This window comes from Yoonia sp. (assembly GCF_042093035.1).
Classification (GTDB): domain Bacteria; phylum Pseudomonadota; class Alphaproteobacteria; order Rhodobacterales; family Rhodobacteraceae; genus Yoonia.
On record NZ_JBELFI010000004.1, the window covers coordinates 45,539 to 63,480 of the forward strand.

15 protein-coding genes are annotated in these 17,942 nt (G+C 57.2%); 6 read left to right on the forward strand and 9 right to left on the reverse strand.

The genetic code is table 11. The annotated features are described in order from the left end of the window. Positions 1 to 22 precede the first annotated feature (22 nt). A complete protein-coding gene (locus tag ACFDSS_RS01430; protein ID WP_375253968.1) occupies positions 23 to 655 on the forward strand; it encodes an RNA-binding protein in 633 nt (210 codons plus the stop codon). Continuing rightward, on the forward strand, positions 652 to 3,144 hold the full coding sequence (gene infB, locus ACFDSS_RS01435; RefSeq protein ID WP_375253969.1) for a translation initiation factor IF-2: 2,493 nt from the start codon (positions 652 to 654) through the stop codon (positions 3,142 to 3,144). Before ACFDSS_RS01430 ends, infB begins: the two co-directional genes overlap by 4 nt. A 54-nt stretch (positions 3,145 to 3,198) precedes the next feature. On the opposite strand, the gene ACFDSS_RS01440 is transcribed toward infB, so the two are convergent. From ACFDSS_RS01440 to acs, 7 genes are all read right to left on the reverse strand, one after another. Next, positions 3,199 to 4,665, reverse strand: coding sequence for an exonuclease domain-containing protein (locus ACFDSS_RS01440; RefSeq protein WP_375253970.1), 1,467 nt, complete (start codon positions 4,663 to 4,665; stop codon positions 3,199 to 3,201). After that, a complete protein-coding gene (locus ACFDSS_RS01445; RefSeq protein WP_375253971.1) occupies positions 4,601 to 5,122 on the reverse strand; it encodes a hypothetical protein in 522 nt (173 codons plus the stop codon). Before ACFDSS_RS01445 ends, ACFDSS_RS01440 begins: the two co-directional genes overlap by 65 nt. Before the next feature lie 21 nt (positions 5,123 to 5,143). After that, complete coding sequence (locus tag ACFDSS_RS01450; RefSeq protein WP_375253972.1) at positions 5,144 to 6,970, reverse strand: DUF294 nucleotidyltransferase-like domain-containing protein; 1,827 nt, start codon at positions 6,968 to 6,970, stop codon at positions 5,144 to 5,146. 79 nt (positions 6,971 to 7,049) lie between these two features. Beyond that, positions 7,050 to 8,849 carry a sodium:solute symporter family protein gene (locus tag ACFDSS_RS01455; protein WP_375253973.1) on the reverse strand — a complete coding sequence of 600 codons (1,800 nt, stop codon included), beginning with the start codon at positions 8,847 to 8,849 and terminating at the stop codon, positions 7,050 to 7,052. Positions 8,850 to 8,852: 3 nt separating this feature from the next. After that, a complete protein-coding gene (locus tag ACFDSS_RS01460; RefSeq protein ID WP_375253974.1) occupies positions 8,853 to 9,134 on the reverse strand; it encodes a DUF4212 domain-containing protein in 282 nt (93 codons plus the stop codon). Positions 9,135 to 9,193: 59 nt separating this feature from the next. After that, positions 9,194 to 9,880 (reverse strand): adenylate kinase, encoded by a 687-nt coding sequence (locus tag ACFDSS_RS01465; protein ID WP_375253975.1) that lies wholly within the window; start codon positions 9,878 to 9,880, stop codon positions 9,194 to 9,196. 3 nt (positions 9,881 to 9,883) lie between these two features. After that, complete coding sequence (gene acs, locus ACFDSS_RS01470; RefSeq protein ID WP_375253976.1) at positions 9,884 to 11,818, reverse strand: acetate--CoA ligase; 1,935 nt, start codon at positions 11,816 to 11,818, stop codon at positions 9,884 to 9,886. Between the two features lie 1,168 nt (positions 11,819 to 12,986). On the opposite strand from acs, the gene ACFDSS_RS01475 reads away from it, so the two are divergent. From ACFDSS_RS01475 to ACFDSS_RS01490, 4 genes are all read left to right on the forward strand, one after another. Further along, a complete protein-coding gene (locus tag ACFDSS_RS01475; protein ID WP_375253977.1) occupies positions 12,987 to 13,811 on the forward strand; it encodes a bifunctional allantoicase/(S)-ureidoglycine aminohydrolase in 825 nt (274 codons plus the stop codon). A gap of 162 nt (positions 13,812 to 13,973) precedes the next feature. Beyond that, the gene (locus ACFDSS_RS01480) at positions 13,974 to 14,981 is read left to right on the forward strand and encodes an ABC transporter substrate-binding protein (protein ID WP_375253978.1); all 1,008 of its coding nucleotides are present in this window, start codon (positions 13,974 to 13,976) and stop codon (positions 14,979 to 14,981) included. A 58-nt stretch (positions 14,982 to 15,039) separates the two neighbouring features. Continuing rightward, positions 15,040 to 15,828, forward strand: coding sequence for an ABC transporter ATP-binding protein (locus tag ACFDSS_RS01485; protein ID WP_375253984.1), 789 nt, complete (start codon positions 15,040 to 15,042; stop codon positions 15,826 to 15,828). After that, positions 15,828 to 16,586 carry an ABC transporter permease gene (locus ACFDSS_RS01490; protein ID WP_375253979.1) on the forward strand — a complete coding sequence of 253 codons (759 nt, stop codon included), beginning with the start codon at positions 15,828 to 15,830 and terminating at the stop codon, positions 16,584 to 16,586. The genes ACFDSS_RS01485 and ACFDSS_RS01490 overlap by 1 nt, the downstream gene beginning before the upstream one ends. On the opposite strand, the gene ACFDSS_RS01495 is transcribed toward ACFDSS_RS01490, so the two are convergent. Beyond that, the gene (locus ACFDSS_RS01495; RefSeq protein ID WP_375253980.1) at positions 16,583 to 17,068 is read right to left on the reverse strand and encodes an ureidoglycolate lyase; all 486 of its coding nucleotides are present in this window, start codon (positions 17,066 to 17,068) and stop codon (positions 16,583 to 16,585) included. The two genes, ACFDSS_RS01490 and ACFDSS_RS01495, sit on opposite strands and share 4 nt — an antisense overlap. Next, the coding region (gene uraD, locus ACFDSS_RS01500; protein ID WP_375253981.1) for a 2-oxo-4-hydroxy-4-carboxy-5-ureidoimidazoline decarboxylase at positions 17,065 to 17,942 on the reverse strand (878 nt) is incomplete at its 5' end. The genes ACFDSS_RS01495 and uraD, both read right to left, overlap by 4 nt.

Here is a 17,942-nt window from a genome sequence, read left to right on the forward strand (position 1 = left end):
CGCAGGCCTTCGGGGTTCGCTGATGGCGCGTGGTGGCCATAACAAAGATCGCGGCGATGCAGAACGTAAGTGCATCGTCACTGGGGAAGTGCAGCCAAAAACTGGGCTGATCCGCTTTGTGGTCGGGCCTGACAATCAGGTTGTGCCGGATATTTTGGGCAAATTGCCCGGACGCGGCATGTATGTGATGGCGGATCGCGCCGTGCTGGAAGAGGCGCGCAAAGGTCAGTTTTCACGTGCGGCAAAGCAGGCCGTGACTGTGCCGGATGATCTGGTCGCCGAGGTTGAACGCCAACTGGCGCGCCGCGTCGTTGATCTGATCGCATTGGCCCGCAAAGCGGGACGCGCGGTGTGCGGATTTGAGAAGGTAAAGGGCTGGCTCGCCGGTGGTGAGCGGGTCCGGGTTCTGGTGCAGGCCTCTGACGGGTCTGAACGGGGCAAAACAAAACTATGGACGCCTGAAGGGGCCCGTTATTTCGGCTGTCTGACATCAACGGAATTGGGTTTGGCATTTGGGCGGCAAAGTGTGATACATGGCGCGCTTGCGACTGGTGGATTAAGTAATCGTGTTGTAGAGGATGCCACAAAGCTACGCGGTTTGCGCGAAGGGAACGGGGGCGATACGGCCTCCGGGAAGGATAAAGAAGCTAAATGAGCGATAACGACGGTAAAAAGACACTTGGCCTTGGTGGTTCACGTCCAAGCAACGTGAAGCAAAGCTTTAGCCATGGGCGGACCAAGAACGTCGTGGTGGAAACCAAACGCAAGCGCGTTGTGGTCCCCAAGCCCGGTGCGGCAAAGCCAACGACGGGCGGGTCTGCGCCTGTGGGCGGTGATCCATCCAAGCGCCCGGCCGGCATCTCTGATGTGGAGCTTGAGCGTCGGATGAAAGCGCTCGCGATGGCGAAAGCCCGCGAAGCCGAAGAATCCGCCAAGCGTGAAGCCGAAGAAAAAGAACGCGCCGCTGATCGTGAAGCGCGCCGCGCTGAGATCGAGGCCAAAGAAGCCGAAGATCGTGAACGCGAAGAGCGCGCCAAGGCGAAGGCCGATGAAGAAAACCGCAAGCGTCAGGAAGAGGCGAACGCCAAAGCTGCTGCTGCTGCGCCTCCGCCTCCGCCTGCGGCTGCGGCACCGGGTGAGACTGCGGTTACGCGTCCAACGGCTGCACCGCGCAAAGCGGAACGCGGAAATGAGACCCGCGACAATAAATCCAAGGCCAAGCCGGGCCGTGGTGGTGATGACAACCGTCGTTCCGGCAAGCTGACATTGAATGATGCGATGGCTGGCCGCGAAGGCGGTCGTCAACGTTCAATGGCGGCGATGAAGCGCAAGCAGGACCGCGCCCGTGCCAAGGCGATGGGTGTCTCTGCTGAGCGTGAAAAGGTGTTTCGCGATGTGGCGCTGCCAGAAGCGATCACAGTTTCCGAGCTTGCCAACCGCATGACGGAACGTGTGGCTGATGTTGTCAAAGCCCTGATGAACAACGGCATCATGGCGACGCAGAACCAGACATTGGATGCCGACACAGCCGAATTGATTATCGAGGAATTTGGCCACACGGTGGTCCGCGTTTCTGACGCTGATGTTGAGGACGTCATTCAGGCGGTCGAAGACCAGCCGGAAGACCTGCAATCGCGCCCCCCGATCATCACGATCATGGGCCACGTTGACCACGGCAAGACCTCACTTCTGGACGCGATCCGCAATGCGAAAGTTGTCGCTGGCGAAGCCGGTGGCATCACGCAGCACATCGGTGCCTATCAGGTCACAACCGAAAGCGGTGCGGTGTTGTCTTTCCTTGATACGCCCGGTCACGCGGCGTTTACGTCGATGCGGTCCCGCGGTGCGCAGGTGACGGATATTGTTGTGCTTGTGGTTGCTGCTGACGATGCGGTTATGCCGCAAACGATCGAAGCGATAAACCACGCCAAGGCTGCCAAAGTGCCGATGATTGTTGCGATCAACAAGGTCGACAAGCCAGAGGCGAACCCCGACAAAGTTCGTACGGATTTGCTCCAGCATGAAGTCATCGTCGAAAAGATGTCCGGCGATGTGCAGGACGTGGAGGTCTCTGCGATTTCCGGTCAGGGCCTTGATGAACTGCTTGAGGCGATTGCCCTGCAAGCGGAAATCCTTGAGCTGAAAGCCAACCCCGACCGCGCTGCCGAAGGCGCCGTGATCGAGGCGCAGCTTGATGTGGGCCGTGGTCCCGTTGCCACGGTTCTGATCCAGAACGGTACATTGCGCCAGGGCGATATTTTCGTTGTGGGTGAGCAGTATGGTAAGGTCCGCGCGTTGATTAACGACAAGGGTGAGCGCGTCCAGGAAGCCGGCCCTGCCGTCCCAGTGGAGGTTCTCGGCTTGAACGGCACGCCAGAGGCGGGCGATGTTCTCAACGTGGTCGATACTGACGCGCAGGCCCGTGAAATCGCCGAATATCGCGAAAAAGCAGCCAAGGAAAAACGTGCGGCCGCTGGTGCTGCGACGACCCTTGAACAACTTATGGCGAATGCGAAAGCCGACGAAAACGTCAGCGAGTTGCCGATCCTGGTGAAAGCCGACGTGCAGGGGTCTGCTGAGGCGATCGTGCAAGCGATGGAAAAAATCGGCAACGATGAAGTCCGCGTGCGTGTGCTGCACTCTGGTGTTGGCGCGATCACGGAGACCGATATCGGCCTTGCCGAAGCCTCCGGAGCGCCTGTGTTTGGCTTTAACGTGCGTGCGAATGCATCCGCGCGGAACACGGCCAACCAAAAGGGCGTTGAGATCCGGTATTATTCGGTAATCTACGACCTTGTGGATGACGTGAAGCAAGCCGCCTCCGGTCTGTTGTCCGCTGAAATCCGCGAGAAATTCATCGGCTATGCAACTATCAAAGAGGTCTTCAAAGTCTCCAATGTTGGTAAGGTCGCTGGTTGTCTTGTGACAGAAGGCGTCGCCCGTCGTTCTGCTGGTGTGCGTTTGTTGCGTGACAACGTGGTGATCCACGAAGGCACCCTGAAAACGCTCAAGCGCTTCAAGGACGAAGTGCCGGAAGTCCAGTCCGGGCAGGAATGCGGTATGGCGTTTGAAAACTACGACGATATCCGGCCCGATGACGTGATCGAGATTTTCGAGCGCGAAGAAATCGAACGCAACCTCTAGGCCTGGGCCGGATTTTGACAAAGGGCGGTCCGCAATGGCCGCCCTTTTTCGTGTCTAGCGCTGTACTTCTTCGAGTATCCGGCGGTGCTTGCGTATTTCGGGCCGCAACTCAGCCAAAGTCGTAAAGCCCCGTGCCTCCAGAATGGGCAGCATGGCCACCAGAACCTCTGCGGTTGCGATGGCATCGCCCAACGCTGTGTGCCGCATGTCATCGGGAATGGTGATGCCCAAACGCAGGCTGATTGCATCCAGCGTGTGGGTCGCTGACCCGCCAAAGACGATAGCGGACAGGTGCACCGTATCCAGAACCGGATTATCAAACTCCAATGCGCTTGCCTTGGATTGCCTTTGCAAAAAGGCCATGTCGAAGGGCGCGTTATGTGCCACGATGACCGCATCGCTTGTAAAGCCATGCAAGCGCGCATGTGCATCCGCGAAGTCCGGCGCGTCTTTGACCATGCGGTTGTCGATATGGTGGATTTTTGTTGCACTTGCCGGGATCGGGATGGTTGGTTTCACCAAAGTGTCAAAGGTTTCACCCGCGATCAGCTTGCCATTTACAACGCGCACTGCGCCAAGTTGCACGACCTGATCCTTGGCAGGGTCCAGCCCCGTCGTCTCACTATCGAAAACCACGAAGCTGAGCGCATGCAGAGGGATGTCGTCAATCTTTGCGCTTGTGTCATGTGCGAAGAGGTCGAAGTCATAGACCAAAGGCCGCGCCTCTCCCGGCTTCAGCGGCTCAAGCATCAACGTGTATCCAGCCTCATCCGGGAATAGTCGCAGATGGCCTGAATACTGCGTATCTGACACGCCCTTAACCGTGATCGTTTCGCGGTCTTTCCCGTTTTCTTTCATCGACGCAAGTGACCGCTCGACAGTGCCCTGATCGAGGTAGTCAAAGACGGATCCGTGAAGTCGCGCGGGTGCTTCATTCTCCATCAGATCGGCGGCCTGCCCGTCATAAAGAACGATTTTGTGCTGTGCAGTGGCGACAATCACCGCGACGGGAATGTCCGACAGGATACGTAAAAGCTGCCCGCGTTCTGTTTTCAACCGTGCGGTTCGCTGGGCCACGGCGTCCGCGACACCCCGTTCCAGACCATCAAGCCTTGCGCGAAATGCCGTTGCGGCAGCGGCTAAATCGCCAAGGTGCCGGCCTATTTGCGCATCAACAGGCGGGCTGATATCCGCGTTCGCCCTGATCCGCATTTGTGCGGCGAGATGTTCAATGGGTTTGCTGACGGTCTCATCAAAAAGCCACCAGAAGAAAGTCGCGAGCGCCAAAATGCCGAAGCACGCGATAACCCCCGCCAAGATAAACCCGGCCCGCGTCGCAGCATCGCCAAACCGCTGATACCCGACCCACAGACCCACGCCCGCCACGGCGACACCGCCAAATCCCAGAACGCAGAAAAACAGGAAAACCCGGAGTCTGAGGCTCAGCCGTTGCACGTTATGATGCCGCGCACGCCGCGGCGAGGACTGGATCATTGGCATTGAGCGAAACCCAGCTTGCATTCATCACGCTGCCGTCTTCGGCAAATTCAATGCCATCAACAACGTCAGCGCGGGTTTGTGCGGCGCAGTCAAACAGCGCGGGCACCTGTGCCGTGCGCGTCCAACGTCCGTAGAAGATCAGGTTCACCAGACGTTGATCTGGCTGGGCTTCATGCGTGCGGATCGTTGCCTGATCGACCGCCACATAACGGGAGACAAAGGGTGTCACATAGGTCCAGGGGCGGTAAAAAGCTGACTCTTCAACGGTTTGGGCGACCACGAAGCCTTCAGGCATGTTTCCCACAGATCGCGAGAACCAACTGTATTCGCTCGATATCGTCGCAAACAGCATCGCGACGCCCGCCGCGACAGGGATCAGCCATTTCGGCAAGCGCCCCTTCAAGGTCCGGTTGATTGCCCAAACCAGAAGCCCAACCGCAACGCCCGCGACGATCGTCCCTATCAATTCAAAGAACATGCGTCCTCCCGCTTTCTTGATTTAGCCCAGCACGCCTCTTGCTTGCATGAGAGCTGATTGCATTGTTTTGATAACCACAAACGCATCGCGCAAGTGGCTGCGTTCGAAATCTGACAGGGACAAAGGCGACAGGAAGTTGTCCGGCGCTTTCCCCAATTTGATAGATGTCGCCTGATGCTGCAAACGTGTTTGCGCAACAAGATCATAGGCATCCAGCAGATCACGCCCGCCGCTTTCACTGACAACGCCGCTGGCAATCGCGGCGCCGATCCGCGCGCGTGTATTCACCGCTTCCAATTTACCCTGCAGCGCATACATCCGTCCCAGATCGACGACGGGAACGACACCATTGTGCTTAAGATCAATCTTGTTGCGATGCTCCCCCGACTTGATGGTGACCAGCCCTCTCAGCAGTCCCAAAGGTGTGGCCTGCGTCAGCGCGTTGCTGGCCATATGCGCCGTAAAGATCGAATTCGCAGCGGCCTTGGCAAGTGTATCGGATTTCAACCCTTGAAACAGCGCTTCATCTCCGCCAATCGCGCGCAAATCGAACATCACAGAGGCGAGCATTTGCGCCTCTTTGCTGGGGCTTTTGATCCACCAATCGAAGTAGTCGCGCCAGACCGAAACCGGTTGCCGCCAGCGCGGATTTGTCGCCATCATGTCGCCCGGGCAATAGATATATCCGCAGGCGTCCAGCCCATCGCAGACGAATTGCGCGAAAGGTTCAAAATATGCCAATTGGTTCTCGCTCAACCCATCCTCCAGGATCAGGCAATTGTCTTGGTCAGATACGCCCGTCTGTTCCTGCCGCCCCTGAGAGCCACAAGCCAGCCACAGATAGCGGCTCGGTGGCGGCCCGTATTTTTCCTCTGCCATCGCCAGAAGGCGGCGTGTCACCACATCGGCAATATCGGTAATCATCCGCGTCACAATGTCGTGCCGATGCCCGCTTGCCAGCAGTTGCACCAACAGTTCGGGAATGCGCCTTGTCACATTCGCGAGGTCCGCGACCGATGGTGCATGTGCTGCATCCGAAACGAAAATTGCAGTGCTGGAAGCCTGAAAGCGGGTCAGGTCCGTCTGCGTGACAATCCCGACAAGCTTTCCGGCCAGAACAATCGGAAGATGCCCAAGCTTATGTTCCATCATCAGGTGCAGCACGTCAGAGCCAATCGCAGTAGGCGGCAACGTGCGCGGGTTGGCCGTCATGATTTCACCGATGGCGGTGTTGTGCGGCAGCCCTCTTGCCAGCGCTTTTCCAGACAGATCGCGGGTGGTCGCAATGCCGATCAGCTTGGTTTTCCCGACGATGCAAAGACAGGAAATCCGGCGCGCCTGCATCAAGGCGGCGGCCTCTTTGATCGTCATGTCAGGGCCGCATGTTACCGGATTGCGCGCCATCAGGGTTGCGACCGCGACGCTGCTCAGGTCGGATTTCAGCGCAGGCTGGTCTTGTCCGTCGGTTGTGCCGCGTGAAAAGAACTGACGAAATGCGGCGCTATCGGCGCGGAGTTTGTGGAATACCGCGGCAGGAATGCAAATTAGCTGGCTCGGCTCCAATGCGCGCGCGGCGGTTACCGAAACCCCGTCTTTCAACAGTCCGCGTTCACCGAATGAATTCTTGCGCTGAAGTTGGGAAATTTCCGTTCCGGCGGCATCGCGGATTTGAATGCGGCCGCCCAGAATGATGTAAAGCCCGTCAAGCGTTTCACCAAAGCGATAGATATCATCGTCCTTGGCAACATCAATGCGCGTGGCTTGTACCGACAAGCCCTGCAAAGCTTTCGTGCTGAGCATGTCATAGGGGTGCAGGTTTTGCAGGAATGCGAAGGCTGTCTCGGTCATCTTCTCATCCTATCGTCGTTGGACACCATTCGACAAATGGGAAGGCCAGCGGCGGATCTGCCGCTGGCCTTCGGGGTGTTTAGTGGTCGACCGCAGCGCTTGCGCCGGCTGGCACGCGGACGCTTTCCACAAGATCCTTGATCTCTTGCGGGGTGTCTTTTGTCGCCATTGAGACGCCGTAGGCAACTGCGAAATTGATGATCGCACCAATCGCACCGATCGCTGTGGACTGGATCCCGAAGAGGGAGCCATCAACAGTATCCGGGAAGGAATTTGTCCCGGCGATGAAGAACCAGCCCTTGTGCAGGAAGATATAGACCAGCGTGAAGATCAGACCTGACAACATCCCTGCAACCGCTCCGACGTTGTTCACCCGCTTCGAGAAGATACCCATCATCAAAGCCGGGAAGATCGAAGCAGCGGCCAGACCAAACGCGAGCGCGACAGTTTGCGCCGCAAACCCGGGAGGGTTCAGACCAAGGAACGTGGCCACTGCAATGGCAACCGCCATCGCGATACGCGCTGACAGCAGCTCGTTCTTTTCTGACATGTTCGGTGTCAACTGACCCTTGAGCAAGTCATGGCTTACCGCAGACGAAATCGCCAGCAACAGACCCGCCGCAGTGGACAGTGCCGCAGCAAGACCACCCGCAGCCACAAGGCCGATCACCCAACCTGGCAGGTTCGCGATTTCCGGGTTGGCAAGCACAAGGATGTCACGGTTGAAGTTGGTCAACTCGTTGCCTTCCCAGCCATTTGCCGCAGCCGTTGTCGCCATCGCATCGGACTTGTCGTTGTAGTACTGGATCAGGCCGTCGCCGTTTTTGTCTTCCCAGTCAAGAAGGCCGGTTTTTTGCCATGTCAACATCCAGTCGTACTCTGGTGCGGTCTCGATGGTTTGCACCGACACGGGCTCACCTGATGTTCCGTTTGGCCACATCAGTTCTGTGATGTTCAGGCGTGCCATCGCACCAACCGCAGGGGCGGTGAGGTACAAAAGCGCGATAAACACCAGTGCCCAACCCGCAGACCAGCGTGCGTCAGACACTTTTGGGACGGTGAAGAACCGCATGATGACGTGTGGCAGACCCGCTGTACCGATCATCAAGGACAGGGTGAACAAGACCATGTTCAGGTTGTCTTTATGTGCTTCGGTGTAGCTTGCAAAGCCCAGATCAGTGACGATTTGGTCAAGTTTGGTCAGCAGGTAAACGCTGCCTTCAGCACCGCTTGATGTTGTCTCAGAGAACAGACCAAGTGCGGGGATGGGCGTTCCTGTCAGCTGCAAAGAGATGAACACCGCCGGAATGGTGTAGGCCATAATCAGTACGACATACTGCGCCACCTGGGTATAGGTCACACCCTTCATGCCGCCGAACACTGCATAGGCAAAGACCACGCCCGCACCAATCAAAAGACCAGCCGTATTCGATATTTCAAGGAACCGGCCAAAAGCCACGCCCACCCCTGTCATCTGGCCGATCACATATGTGACGGAGGCCACAATCAAACAGATCACAGCGACGAGGCGTGCAGTTGGGGAGTAGAAACGGTCACCAATAAATTCGGACACGGTGAACTTGCCAAACTTGCGCAGATAAGGCGCAAGCAGAAGTGCCAGGAGCACATAACCACCCGTCCATCCCATCAGGAAGGTCGAATTGTCATAGCCCGTAAACGCGATCAGACCCGCCATCGAAATGAACGAGGCCGCAGACATCCAGTCTGCCGCAGTGGCCATGCCGTTGGTGACAGGGTGAACACCCCGACCAGCCGCATAGAATTCAGATGTGGAGCCCGCACGGGCCCAAATCGCAATGCCGATGTAAAGCGCAAAGCTCGCGCCGACAAACAGCAGGTTAAGTGTAAACTGGTCCATGAGTTAATCCTCCTCGACGCCGTATTCACGGTCGAGCTTGTTCATCCGCCATGCGTAGAAAAAGATCAGCGCAAGAAAGACGATGATTGAGCCTTGCTGCGCGAACCAGAACCCCAGGTCGGTGCCGCCAACCGCAATGCCTGACAGCATCGGGCGAAGCAAAATGCCAAAGCCGAAGGACACGAGTGCCCAGATGATAAGGCTGACGATGATGATGCGAATATTGGCTTTCCAATACTCCGCCCCATCCCGCGCAGCCGCTGTTTTTGTTGTTTGATCTGCCATTTGCGATCCTCCTTCTTGTTTTTTTTCTTGGGGTGTCTTCGCCCCAAACCGTTGGTGAATCAGGCGTTTACCTGACCGACGAGCGTTGCGATTGATGTGTTGATCTGGGTGATGTCGCCCATTGCATCAACACGATAGAGCGCGCCGCGAACCTGATAATATTGCTCAAGGGGCGCGGTTTGTTCGTGGTATGCGGCAAGGCGAGACATCACGGTTTCCGCATTATCGTCCGCGCGCCGGGTCATTTGGGTGCCACCGCAATTGTCGCATGTATTGGCAACTTGCAACGGCTTGAAGGTGTCGTGATAGCCTTCTCCACATCCCGCACAGGTGAAGCGGCCGGAAATCCGTGTGACCATTTGTACATCATCGACTTCCAGCGCGATAGCAGCGTTTATCTTCTGACCTTTCCTGGCCAGCATGTCGTCGAGCGCCTCTGCCTGTGCAATCGTGCGCGGGAAGCCGTCAAGGACGACCCCTTTGGCGCAGTCTGCCTCGGCCAGGCGATCCTTCAGGATTGCCAGAACGATCGCATCGCCGACCAAGCCACCGGCGGCCATGACCGTCTTTGCTTCTTGTCCGGCCTGCGTGCCAGCGGCAACAGCGGCGCGCAGCAGATCACCGGTTGAGAGCTGAACCAGCCCGAAAGCATCCTCCAGCATCCGCGCCTGAGTGCCTTTGCCCGCACCGGGAGGCCCAAGCAGGATGAAAACGGGGGCCGTGTCTGCAATACCTGTGCCGTCCATGACCTAAGCCGCCGTGCGGTTCATACGGTTTTCGATCAGGTCATCGACAACCGATGGATCGGAAAGCGTGGAGGTGTCGCCAAGTGCCGCGAAATCGTCCTCTGCGATTTTGCGCAGAATGCGGCGCATGATCTTGCCGGAGCGGGTTTTGGGAAGGCCCGGCGCCCATTGGATCAGGTCAGGTTTCGCGATCGGGCCGATTTCGGTACGGACCCAAACCTCAAGCTCTTTGCGCAGCTCTGGGGATGGCGTTTCGCCGTTCATCAAGGTGACGTAGGCATAGATGCCTTGGCCTTTGATGTCGTGGGGATAGCCAACAACAGCGGCTTCGGCAACTTTGGCGTGGGCGACCAGCGCGCTTTCGACTTCGGCGGTGCCCATGCGGTGCCCGGAGACGTTAATCACGTCATCAACGCGGCCCGTGATCCAGTAATCGCCATCCGCATCGCGGCGGCAGCCGTCGCCTGTAAAGTAGTAACCTTTGTAGTCGCTGAAGTAGGTCTTTTCGAACCGGTCGTGATCGCCCCAGACAGTGCGCATCTGGCCGGGCCAGCTTGTGGCAAGGCACAGCACGCCTTCGGCTTCGGTCGTGGTGATTTCTTCGCCAGTTTGCGGGTCCAGAACAACCGGCTTGATCCCGAAGAAAGGTTGCTGCGCAGAGCCCGGCTTCAACTCAGTCGCGCCGGGCAGCGGGGTCAGCAGGTGGCCGCCGGTTTCTGTCTGCCACCACGTGTCGACAATCGGGCAGTTTCCCTTGCCGATGACATCATTGTACCAATTCCACGCTTCGGGGTTGATTGGCTCTCCCACGGTGCCGAGCACGCGCAGGCTGGACAGGTCATAGGCTTCGACATGCGCATTGCCGGCTGCCATCAACGCGCGAATCGCAGTCGGCGCCGTATAGAACTGGTTAACCTTGTACTTTTCACACACGGCCCAGAAGCGACCTGCGTCGGGGTATGTCGGGACGCCCTCGAACATGATCGTCGTGGCGCCATTCGCCAGCGGGCCATAGACGATATAACTGTGGCCGGTCACCCAACCGACATCAGCCGTACACCAGAAGACATCGCCTTCGTGGTAGTCAAAGACCATCTCATGGGTCATGGCAGCGTAGGTCAGATACCCGCCGGATGTATGCACGACGCCCTTCGGCTGCCCGGTGGAGCCGGAGGTATAGAGGACGAACAACGGATCTTCGGCGTTCATCGGCTCTGGCGCGCAATCTGCGTCTGCCTCAATCGCCATTTTGTTGTAATCGTAGTCACGGTCTGTCCATGTTGTCTGGCCGCCTGTGCGCTTGACGACAAGGCATTTCACTCTGTCATCACAATGCAAAAGGGCGGCATCGGTGTTGGATTTCAGCGCCGTCTTGCGACCACCACGGGGGGCCTCATCTGCGGTGATGACAACTTTTGCGTCACAGCCGTTGATCCGCGCGCCCAGCGCGTCGGGTGAGAATCCGGCGAAAACAATCGAATGGATCGCGCCGATCCGCGCGCAGGCGAGCATTGCATAGGCAGCTTCGGGGATCATCGGCAGGTAGATGACAACGCGGTCCCCCTTGCCGACCCCGAGCGTCTTGAGGACGTTGGCCATTTTGCAAACGCTGCTGTGCAGGTCTTTGTAGGTGATGTGCAGCGCGTCGTCCTTGGGGTCGTCAGGCTCCCAAATAATGGCCGTCTGGTCGCCACGTGTTTCAAGGTGGCGATCAATGCAGTTTGCGGCGACATTCAACACGCCATCTTCAAACCACTTGATCGAAACCTGACCGAGCGTGAAATCAACGTCCTGCACCTTGGTGAATGGCGCGATCCAGTCCAACCGTTGGCCCTGCTCGGCCCAAAAAGCATCCGGGTCCGACATTGATGCAGCATAAAGCGATTGATATTGGGCGGCATTTACATGCGGCGTGGGTTTGGCCTGCGTGCGAGACATTTTGATTTCCTCCTTCGCGTTCGCGACGCGGAGAGGTGTCTTCAGAATATCGGCCCCCTCCGCTACAAACTGTAAATGCATTCTATTGTATACAGTTCGGAAAGTGATTAGCTTTTTGTAATATAGATGTTTTTCAGTAAAAATACTGACAAGATATTTGTCAATGCTGTAAATATATCGAAAGAACGCCGGGAATTGCTGTGTTTTAACAACGCATTGCTTGTGCAGCCGAAGATGGAGATCTTTGCAACTCTTAGATGCCGTGTAGGCTGGATATCCGCATTTCAAATCGACGCCTGCGGGCTGTTTTCGCTAACATTCTTTCCTCGCGGGCACATGCAGCATCGGTAAAACGCGCGAGTCGCTGATGCTGTTCTGCTGCGTTTGAAACTGTATCAATAGCCCGCACCACCAGAGTCCGACGTGCAACCGCACAATCCAGGAGTTTGCCCCGGACTTCATACTGATGACGATTTGTCGATGGCCTGACAAAGAACCGGATCAGCCCGAAACCGGAAGATCGCAAGACGATTGACCACACCAGAAGCCTGTCGGTGCCTTTTTCGACGGCAAAACGCCCGGTTCACTGCCAATTTCCGCCCTATTCCTGAGCGTTTTCTGCATCGCGGCAGGAATTCACGCGGCAGTGCAGAAAGGTGATTGCGTTTTTCACCTCCCATCGTCAGCCTCAGGTAAAAGGTGCAGTCGCCTTCCTTTCCGCACATGCCAGCGTTGGCGGTGCATCTGGCAAGAGCAAAGCCGCTCGTTTGGAACACGGACCTCCTCCCCGGTGAACCAGACGTGCGGCTTTTTTGCGTTCCTGCGCGCTGGTGCCGCAATAAGCTGGCGGCGAAAGGTCACGTTCGGGCCGCCTTGCGACAACACGCCTGCTTGCAGCACTGCATCAGCCCGGTTTCCGGCGCAGGAGAAAGACGGGCTGCCATCCGGGACTACACGGCTCATCCACAGGGCCCCATGAGCGATTGCCAATGAGCTTTGCAATTTGCAGATGGGCCCCTCTTGTCACCCTTGCAGCTGCTACCGGCTACGCCAAGGAAGCGCGTCTCATTATCAAATGAAACCGACAAGTGCTGTCGGATAATCAAGGGTAGGCAGAAACTGCACATCCCCGCATCCTTACGCAGAAATTACATGACCTGAGGCACCAATGTCCGGCAAGTACTACGCGCCAACAGGCGGCCACCCGCCGCAAACGCAACTTCTGACTGACCGCGCCGTCTTTACCGATGCCTATGCCGTCATTCCCAAAGGCACGATGCGAGATATCACCACCAGTTTCTTGCCGTCCTGGAAAGACACGCGGCTTTGGGTCATCGCCCGCCCGATGACCGGCTTCGCTGAGACGTTTTCGCAATACATCATGGAGGTGGCGCCCGGTGGCGGGTCCGATACCCCCGAAACAGACCTAAATGCCGAAGCGGTGCTCTTTGTTGTGGACGGGGAAGCGACGCTGCATGTGAGTGGCGCCACCCATCAGTTGACCGCCGGCGGGTACGCCTATTTACCGCCCGGCGCGAAGTGGACGCTTCACAACAATGCGCAAGAGGCCCTTCGGTTTCATTGGATTCGCAAAGCCTATCAGGCGGTCGAAGGCATCGATCCGCCGGAGGTGATTGTCACGAGCGATCAAGAGGTCGCGCCAACAGTCATGCCCGACACAGACGGCAAATGGGCCACGACACGGTTTGTCGATCTAACCGATCTGCGCCACGATATGCATGTCACAATCGTCACATTTGAACCTGGCGCGGTGATCCCGTTTTTGGAAACCCATGTGATGGAGCACGGGCTCTATGTGCTTGAAGGCAAAGCTGTTTACCGCCTGAATAACGATTGGGTCGAAGTCGAGGCGGGCGATTATATGTGGCTGCGCGCTTTCTGCCCGCAGGCTTGCTATGCCGGCGGCCCGGGCAAATTCCGCTACCTGCTATACAAAGACGTAAACCGGCACATGCCGCTGGGTCGGGTTTAGTGATGACGATAAATCTTAAGATCATTCACCCGACTATGCTTAATTTATGTGCAAAGCTCGCTTTATCGGGCAGAATAGGTCGCGCGCGGGGATGGGGAACCTGTTGCGCAGGTGCCGATCCTGCTAGGCCAATCAACGCAATCACCAACTGGGGAAAATACGATGATTTTTGACAAAAAGCTTCTGGCGCTGGCCGCCACACTGCTTGCCACGCCAGCGATGGCGGACACGGATATGCCATTCGCGCTCGACTGGAAATTTGAGGGCCCGTCTGCCCCGTATTTCCATGCGCTCGACGCGGGCTATTTCGCGGATGCGGGTCTGACTGTGACAATCAGCGAAGGTTCCGGCTCTCTCGACGCCATTCCGAAGGTCGCAACAGGGGCATTTCCTGTTGGCTTTGCTGACATCAACTCGCTGATGCGCTTCCTTGACCAGAACCCGGATGCGCCTGTCACAGCCGTGATGATGGTTTATGACAAGCCACCGTTCGCAGTCGTTGGCCGCAAGTCTCTGGGCGTTGAACAACCCTCCGATCTTGAAGGCAAGGTGCTGGGTGCACCGCCACCAGATGGCGCTTGGGCGCAGTTCCCGATCTTTGCCGCTGAAACCGGCATTGATGCAAGTGCGATCACGGTAGAGCCTGTCGGCTTCCCGACCCGCGAGCCGATGCTGGCCGAAGGTAACGTCGCTGCGATCACCGGCTTTTCGTTTTCATCAACGCTGAACCTGAAGCGTTTGGGGATCCCTGCTGATGATATCTCGGTACTGTTGATGGCGGATTATGGCGTTGATCTTTATGGCAACGCGATCATCGTGAACACAGACTTCGCCGAAGCCAATCCAGAGAAGGTCAAGGGTTTCCTTGGCGCAGTTGCTATGGGTTGGAAAGATGCGATTGCCACCCCCGATGCCGCGATTGCTGCATTGCTGGAGCGTAACCCAGCCGCAGATGCCGCACTTGAGACCGAGCGTCTGCAAATGGCGATCGATGCCAATGTCCTGACCGACTACGTCATGGAAAACGGCATGGGTGGCATTGACGACATGCGCATGATGAACGCGATTGAGCAGACAAAATCTGTTTATGAGTTCAACAACGCACCCGATGCATCGCTGTATTTTGACAGCAGCTATCTGCCAGCCGCAGACATGCGGATGCTGAAGTAAACGCAAAGGGCCGCTGCATTCAGGTGCAGCGGCCCACGATCAAATAAAGGCCGGGCCCATCGAAAATCTGATTGAAATCAAAGGTGTCAAACACGCCTACAAGACCGCCTCTGGCCCGCTTGAGGTTTTGGATGGCTTGGATGTTGCGGTGCCGGAAGGCACGTTTGCTGCGGTTGTTGGCCCGTCAGGCTGCGGAAAATCGACGCTCACACGCCTGGTCGCTGGCCTGATGGCCCCCGATGAAGGCGAAGTTTGGCTGCATGGAGAGCTCGTCAAAGGCCCACGCAAAACCGTCGGGATGGCGTTTCAAAACCCTGTCTTGCTGGAATGGCGCACGATCCTCGACAACGTGATCCTGCCATTGGAAATTGTGGCCCCCCGCATGCCGCGCGCTGATCGCGTAGCCCGTGCGATGGAACTGCTGGAGATGGTCGGCCTTGTCGGGTTTGAAGATAAACGTCCCTCTGAATTGTCCGGTGGTATGCGCCAGCGCGCGTCGCTTTGCCGGTCGCTGGTGCATAAGCCGGATGTGCTGATTATGGACGAACCCTTTGGCGCGCTGGATGCGTTTACCCGCGAAGACCTGTGGCAAACGATGCGCGATCTGCGCGAGGCAGAGCCGTTCACCGCCGTGCTGATTACCCACGATCTGCGCGAAAGCGTGTTTTTGGGGGATCAAGTGATCGTCCTGTCAGGTCGCCCGGCACGCACGCAATTTGTGATGGATGTCGATTTGCCCGAAGACCGCACGCTGGACGAACTTTTTACCCCCAAGGCGGCCGATATGCTGCACACGCTGCGCGATCAGATCAAGATCGCCCAAGGTCGGGAGGTTGAAAGCCACTGATGTTCAGTAAAATTGCAACACCGATCATCGCGATCCTCATATTCCTCGGATTGTGGGAGTTGCTGGTCTGGGCCAATGGCTGGCCAAACTTCAAAATGGCCTCTCCTTCCGATTTGCCGCCGGCGTTCTGGAAGTACAAGGGTCTGTTTCTGGAAATGGGGTGGCAAACGCTGTGGCGCACGGTGGTTGGCCTTTTCCTGGCCGTTATCATTGGCACTGCCATCGGCATGATTATCGGCTTCTCGCGCATTGCGCGTGATGCGCTTTATCCGCTGTTGATCGGCTTCAACGCGATACCGAAGGCGACGCTGGTGCCCGTCATTTCGCTGCTGTTCATCGGCCAGCATGACTTCAACACCGTCCTGATGGCGTTCATGATCTCCTTTTTTCCGATCGCTGTGTCCGTTGGCATTGGTCTATCTACGTTGGAACCGGAGTACCGTGATATCCTGCGGGCGCTGGGCGCATCGCGATATACGATCTTTCTCAAGATTGCCTTGCCCAAAACGCTGCCGGAATTTTTTGGTGCGCTGAAAGTGTCCGCGACTTTGGCCTTTATCGGCACGAACCTTGTTGAAATCGTCAGCCCGCATGGACGTGGCCTTGGCGCGCTCTTCAAATCAGGCGAAACGAACGGGGATTATCCGCTGATGTTTGCCGTCCTGATTGCGCTCGCCTTCCTGGGTATCGTACTTTACTACGCCGTGATCTTTCTGGAGCGCATCTTTGCAGGATGGGCAGACCGTGAGGCGGGTTAACCGTTGATGACATAGGGTGTGTCGAACCAGTGTTCCTGCAGGTTCGGCCCCTCACCAATCCGGTCCACGACAGCAAACAGCCCCGGCGCGTGGATCGGAGTGAGCACGCCATGCCATGTGTTCCGTGCGAAGTTGATCCCCTGCCCAGCGGTTGTGATAAAGGCGCGCGGTTGGCCGGGTGTGCCATTCTCATCCGGGGCCGCGACAACGACGAAGGGGTGGTGGCTCATCGGGAGAAATGCTTGGCTCCCAACGGGATGCCTTTCGACCATTTCCAAGGCAATCGGAAACACACGCGCTTCGGCATTGAACAGGCTAATCCCCGGACGGCCATCAACGATATCGATCTGCGCGAGATCGTGGTAGCGGCCACACAGACCTTGGTTGATGATCTTGTCAGGATCGCCAGCGACCTCTAGCACCTCACCGAAGGGCGCGAAGTCCGCCTTGGTGAGGGGGTTTAGCTTCAAAATATGGGTCATTTCCCCAACTTCTCGACCAGGCGCAGTTCTGCGATGCGTTCGACCTGACGGCAGGCTTCCGCAAATTCGGTGTCACGGTCGTTTTCGATACGGCGGTGGAAGGCTGCGAGGATCGAGGCCTTGTCGTTGTCCTTCACCGCAATGATGAAAGGGAAGCCGTGGCGCGCAACATAGTGCGCATTCAGTTTCTGGAACGTGTCCCGTTCCTTGTCTGTCAACAGATCAAGCCCAGCGCCCGTTTGCTCTGCCGTGCTTTCGGCGGTCAGTTTTCCAGCCGCCGCAAGCTTTCCCGCAAGGTCCGGGTGCGCGGTCAACACGCCAAGACGCTGTTCTTGGGTCGCGGCGCGGAAAATCCGCGCCAATGCACTATGAACGCCCTGTGCGCTGTCATGGGCAGGCCCAAGTTCAAGCGCGTGCGCCCCTTCTGCAATCCAAGGACTATGTTCAAAAATACCGCCAAAGGCCGCAACGAAATCCCTTTGGTTCATTTGCGATGGACGGATGTCTCTGGGGGCAGGGTGCTCCTGCGCCCAATGCTCTGCGATCTCAAGTCGGGTCGCGAACCACACGTCGTCATGGGATTTCATGTAGTCTATCACACGCGCCAGAGCGGCGGCTCGCCCCGGACGCCCCATCAAACGGCAATGCAGACCAATCGACAGCATCCTAGGCACGCCCGCCTCGCCTTCTGCATAAAGCACATCGAAACTGTCTTTGAGATAGCTTTCAAACTGGTCGCCGTTCGTAAAGCCAGCCTGAATGGCGAAGCGCATATCGTTGCAGTCCATCGTGTAAGGCACGATCAGCTGATCGGAGCGGCCAAACCGCATCCAATAGGGCAAATCATCGGCGTAGCTGTCGGCGACATAGGCAA

Excerpts from the sequence above, each read along its gene's own strand:
- ACFDSS_RS01480 (WP_375253978.1), top strand. The coding sequence starts at position 13,974 with ATGATTTTTGACAAAAAGCTTCTGGCGCTGGCCGCCACACTGCTTGCC.
- ACFDSS_RS01465 (WP_375253975.1), bottom strand. The coding sequence starts at position 9,880 with ATGGACGGCACAGGTATTGCAGACACGGCCCCCGTTTTCATCCTGCTT.
- ACFDSS_RS01430 (WP_375253968.1), top strand. The coding sequence starts at position 23 with ATGGCGCGTGGTGGCCATAACAAAGATCGCGGCGATGCAGAACGTAAG.
- ACFDSS_RS01460 (WP_375253974.1), bottom strand. The coding sequence starts at position 9,134 with ATGGCAGATCAAACAACAAAAACAGCGGCTGCGCGGGATGGGGCGGAG.
- ACFDSS_RS01445 (WP_375253971.1), bottom strand. The coding sequence starts at position 5,122 with ATGTTCTTTGAATTGATAGGGACGATCGTCGCGGGCGTTGCGGTTGGG.
- ACFDSS_RS01475 (WP_375253977.1), top strand. The coding sequence starts at position 12,987 with ATGTCCGGCAAGTACTACGCGCCAACAGGCGGCCACCCGCCGCAAACG.
- acs (WP_375253976.1), bottom strand. The coding sequence starts at position 11,818 with ATGTCTCGCACGCAGGCCAAACCCACGCCGCATGTAAATGCCGCCCAA.
- infB (WP_375253969.1), top strand. The coding sequence starts at position 652 with ATGAGCGATAACGACGGTAAAAAGACACTTGGCCTTGGTGGTTCACGT.
- ACFDSS_RS01450 (WP_375253972.1), bottom strand. The coding sequence starts at position 6,970 with ATGACCGAGACAGCCTTCGCATTCCTGCAAAACCTGCACCCCTATGAC.
- ACFDSS_RS01495 (WP_375253980.1), bottom strand. The coding sequence starts at position 17,068 with ATGACCCATATTTTGAAGCTAAACCCCCTCACCAAGGCGGACTTCGCG.
- ACFDSS_RS01455 (WP_375253973.1), bottom strand. The coding sequence starts at position 8,849 with ATGGACCAGTTTACACTTAACCTGCTGTTTGTCGGCGCGAGCTTTGCG.
- ACFDSS_RS01490 (WP_375253979.1), top strand. The coding sequence starts at position 15,828 with ATGTTCAGTAAAATTGCAACACCGATCATCGCGATCCTCATATTCCTC.
- ACFDSS_RS01440 (WP_375253970.1), bottom strand. The coding sequence starts at position 4,665 with ATGCAAGCTGGGTTTCGCTCAATGCCAATGATCCAGTCCTCGCCGCGG.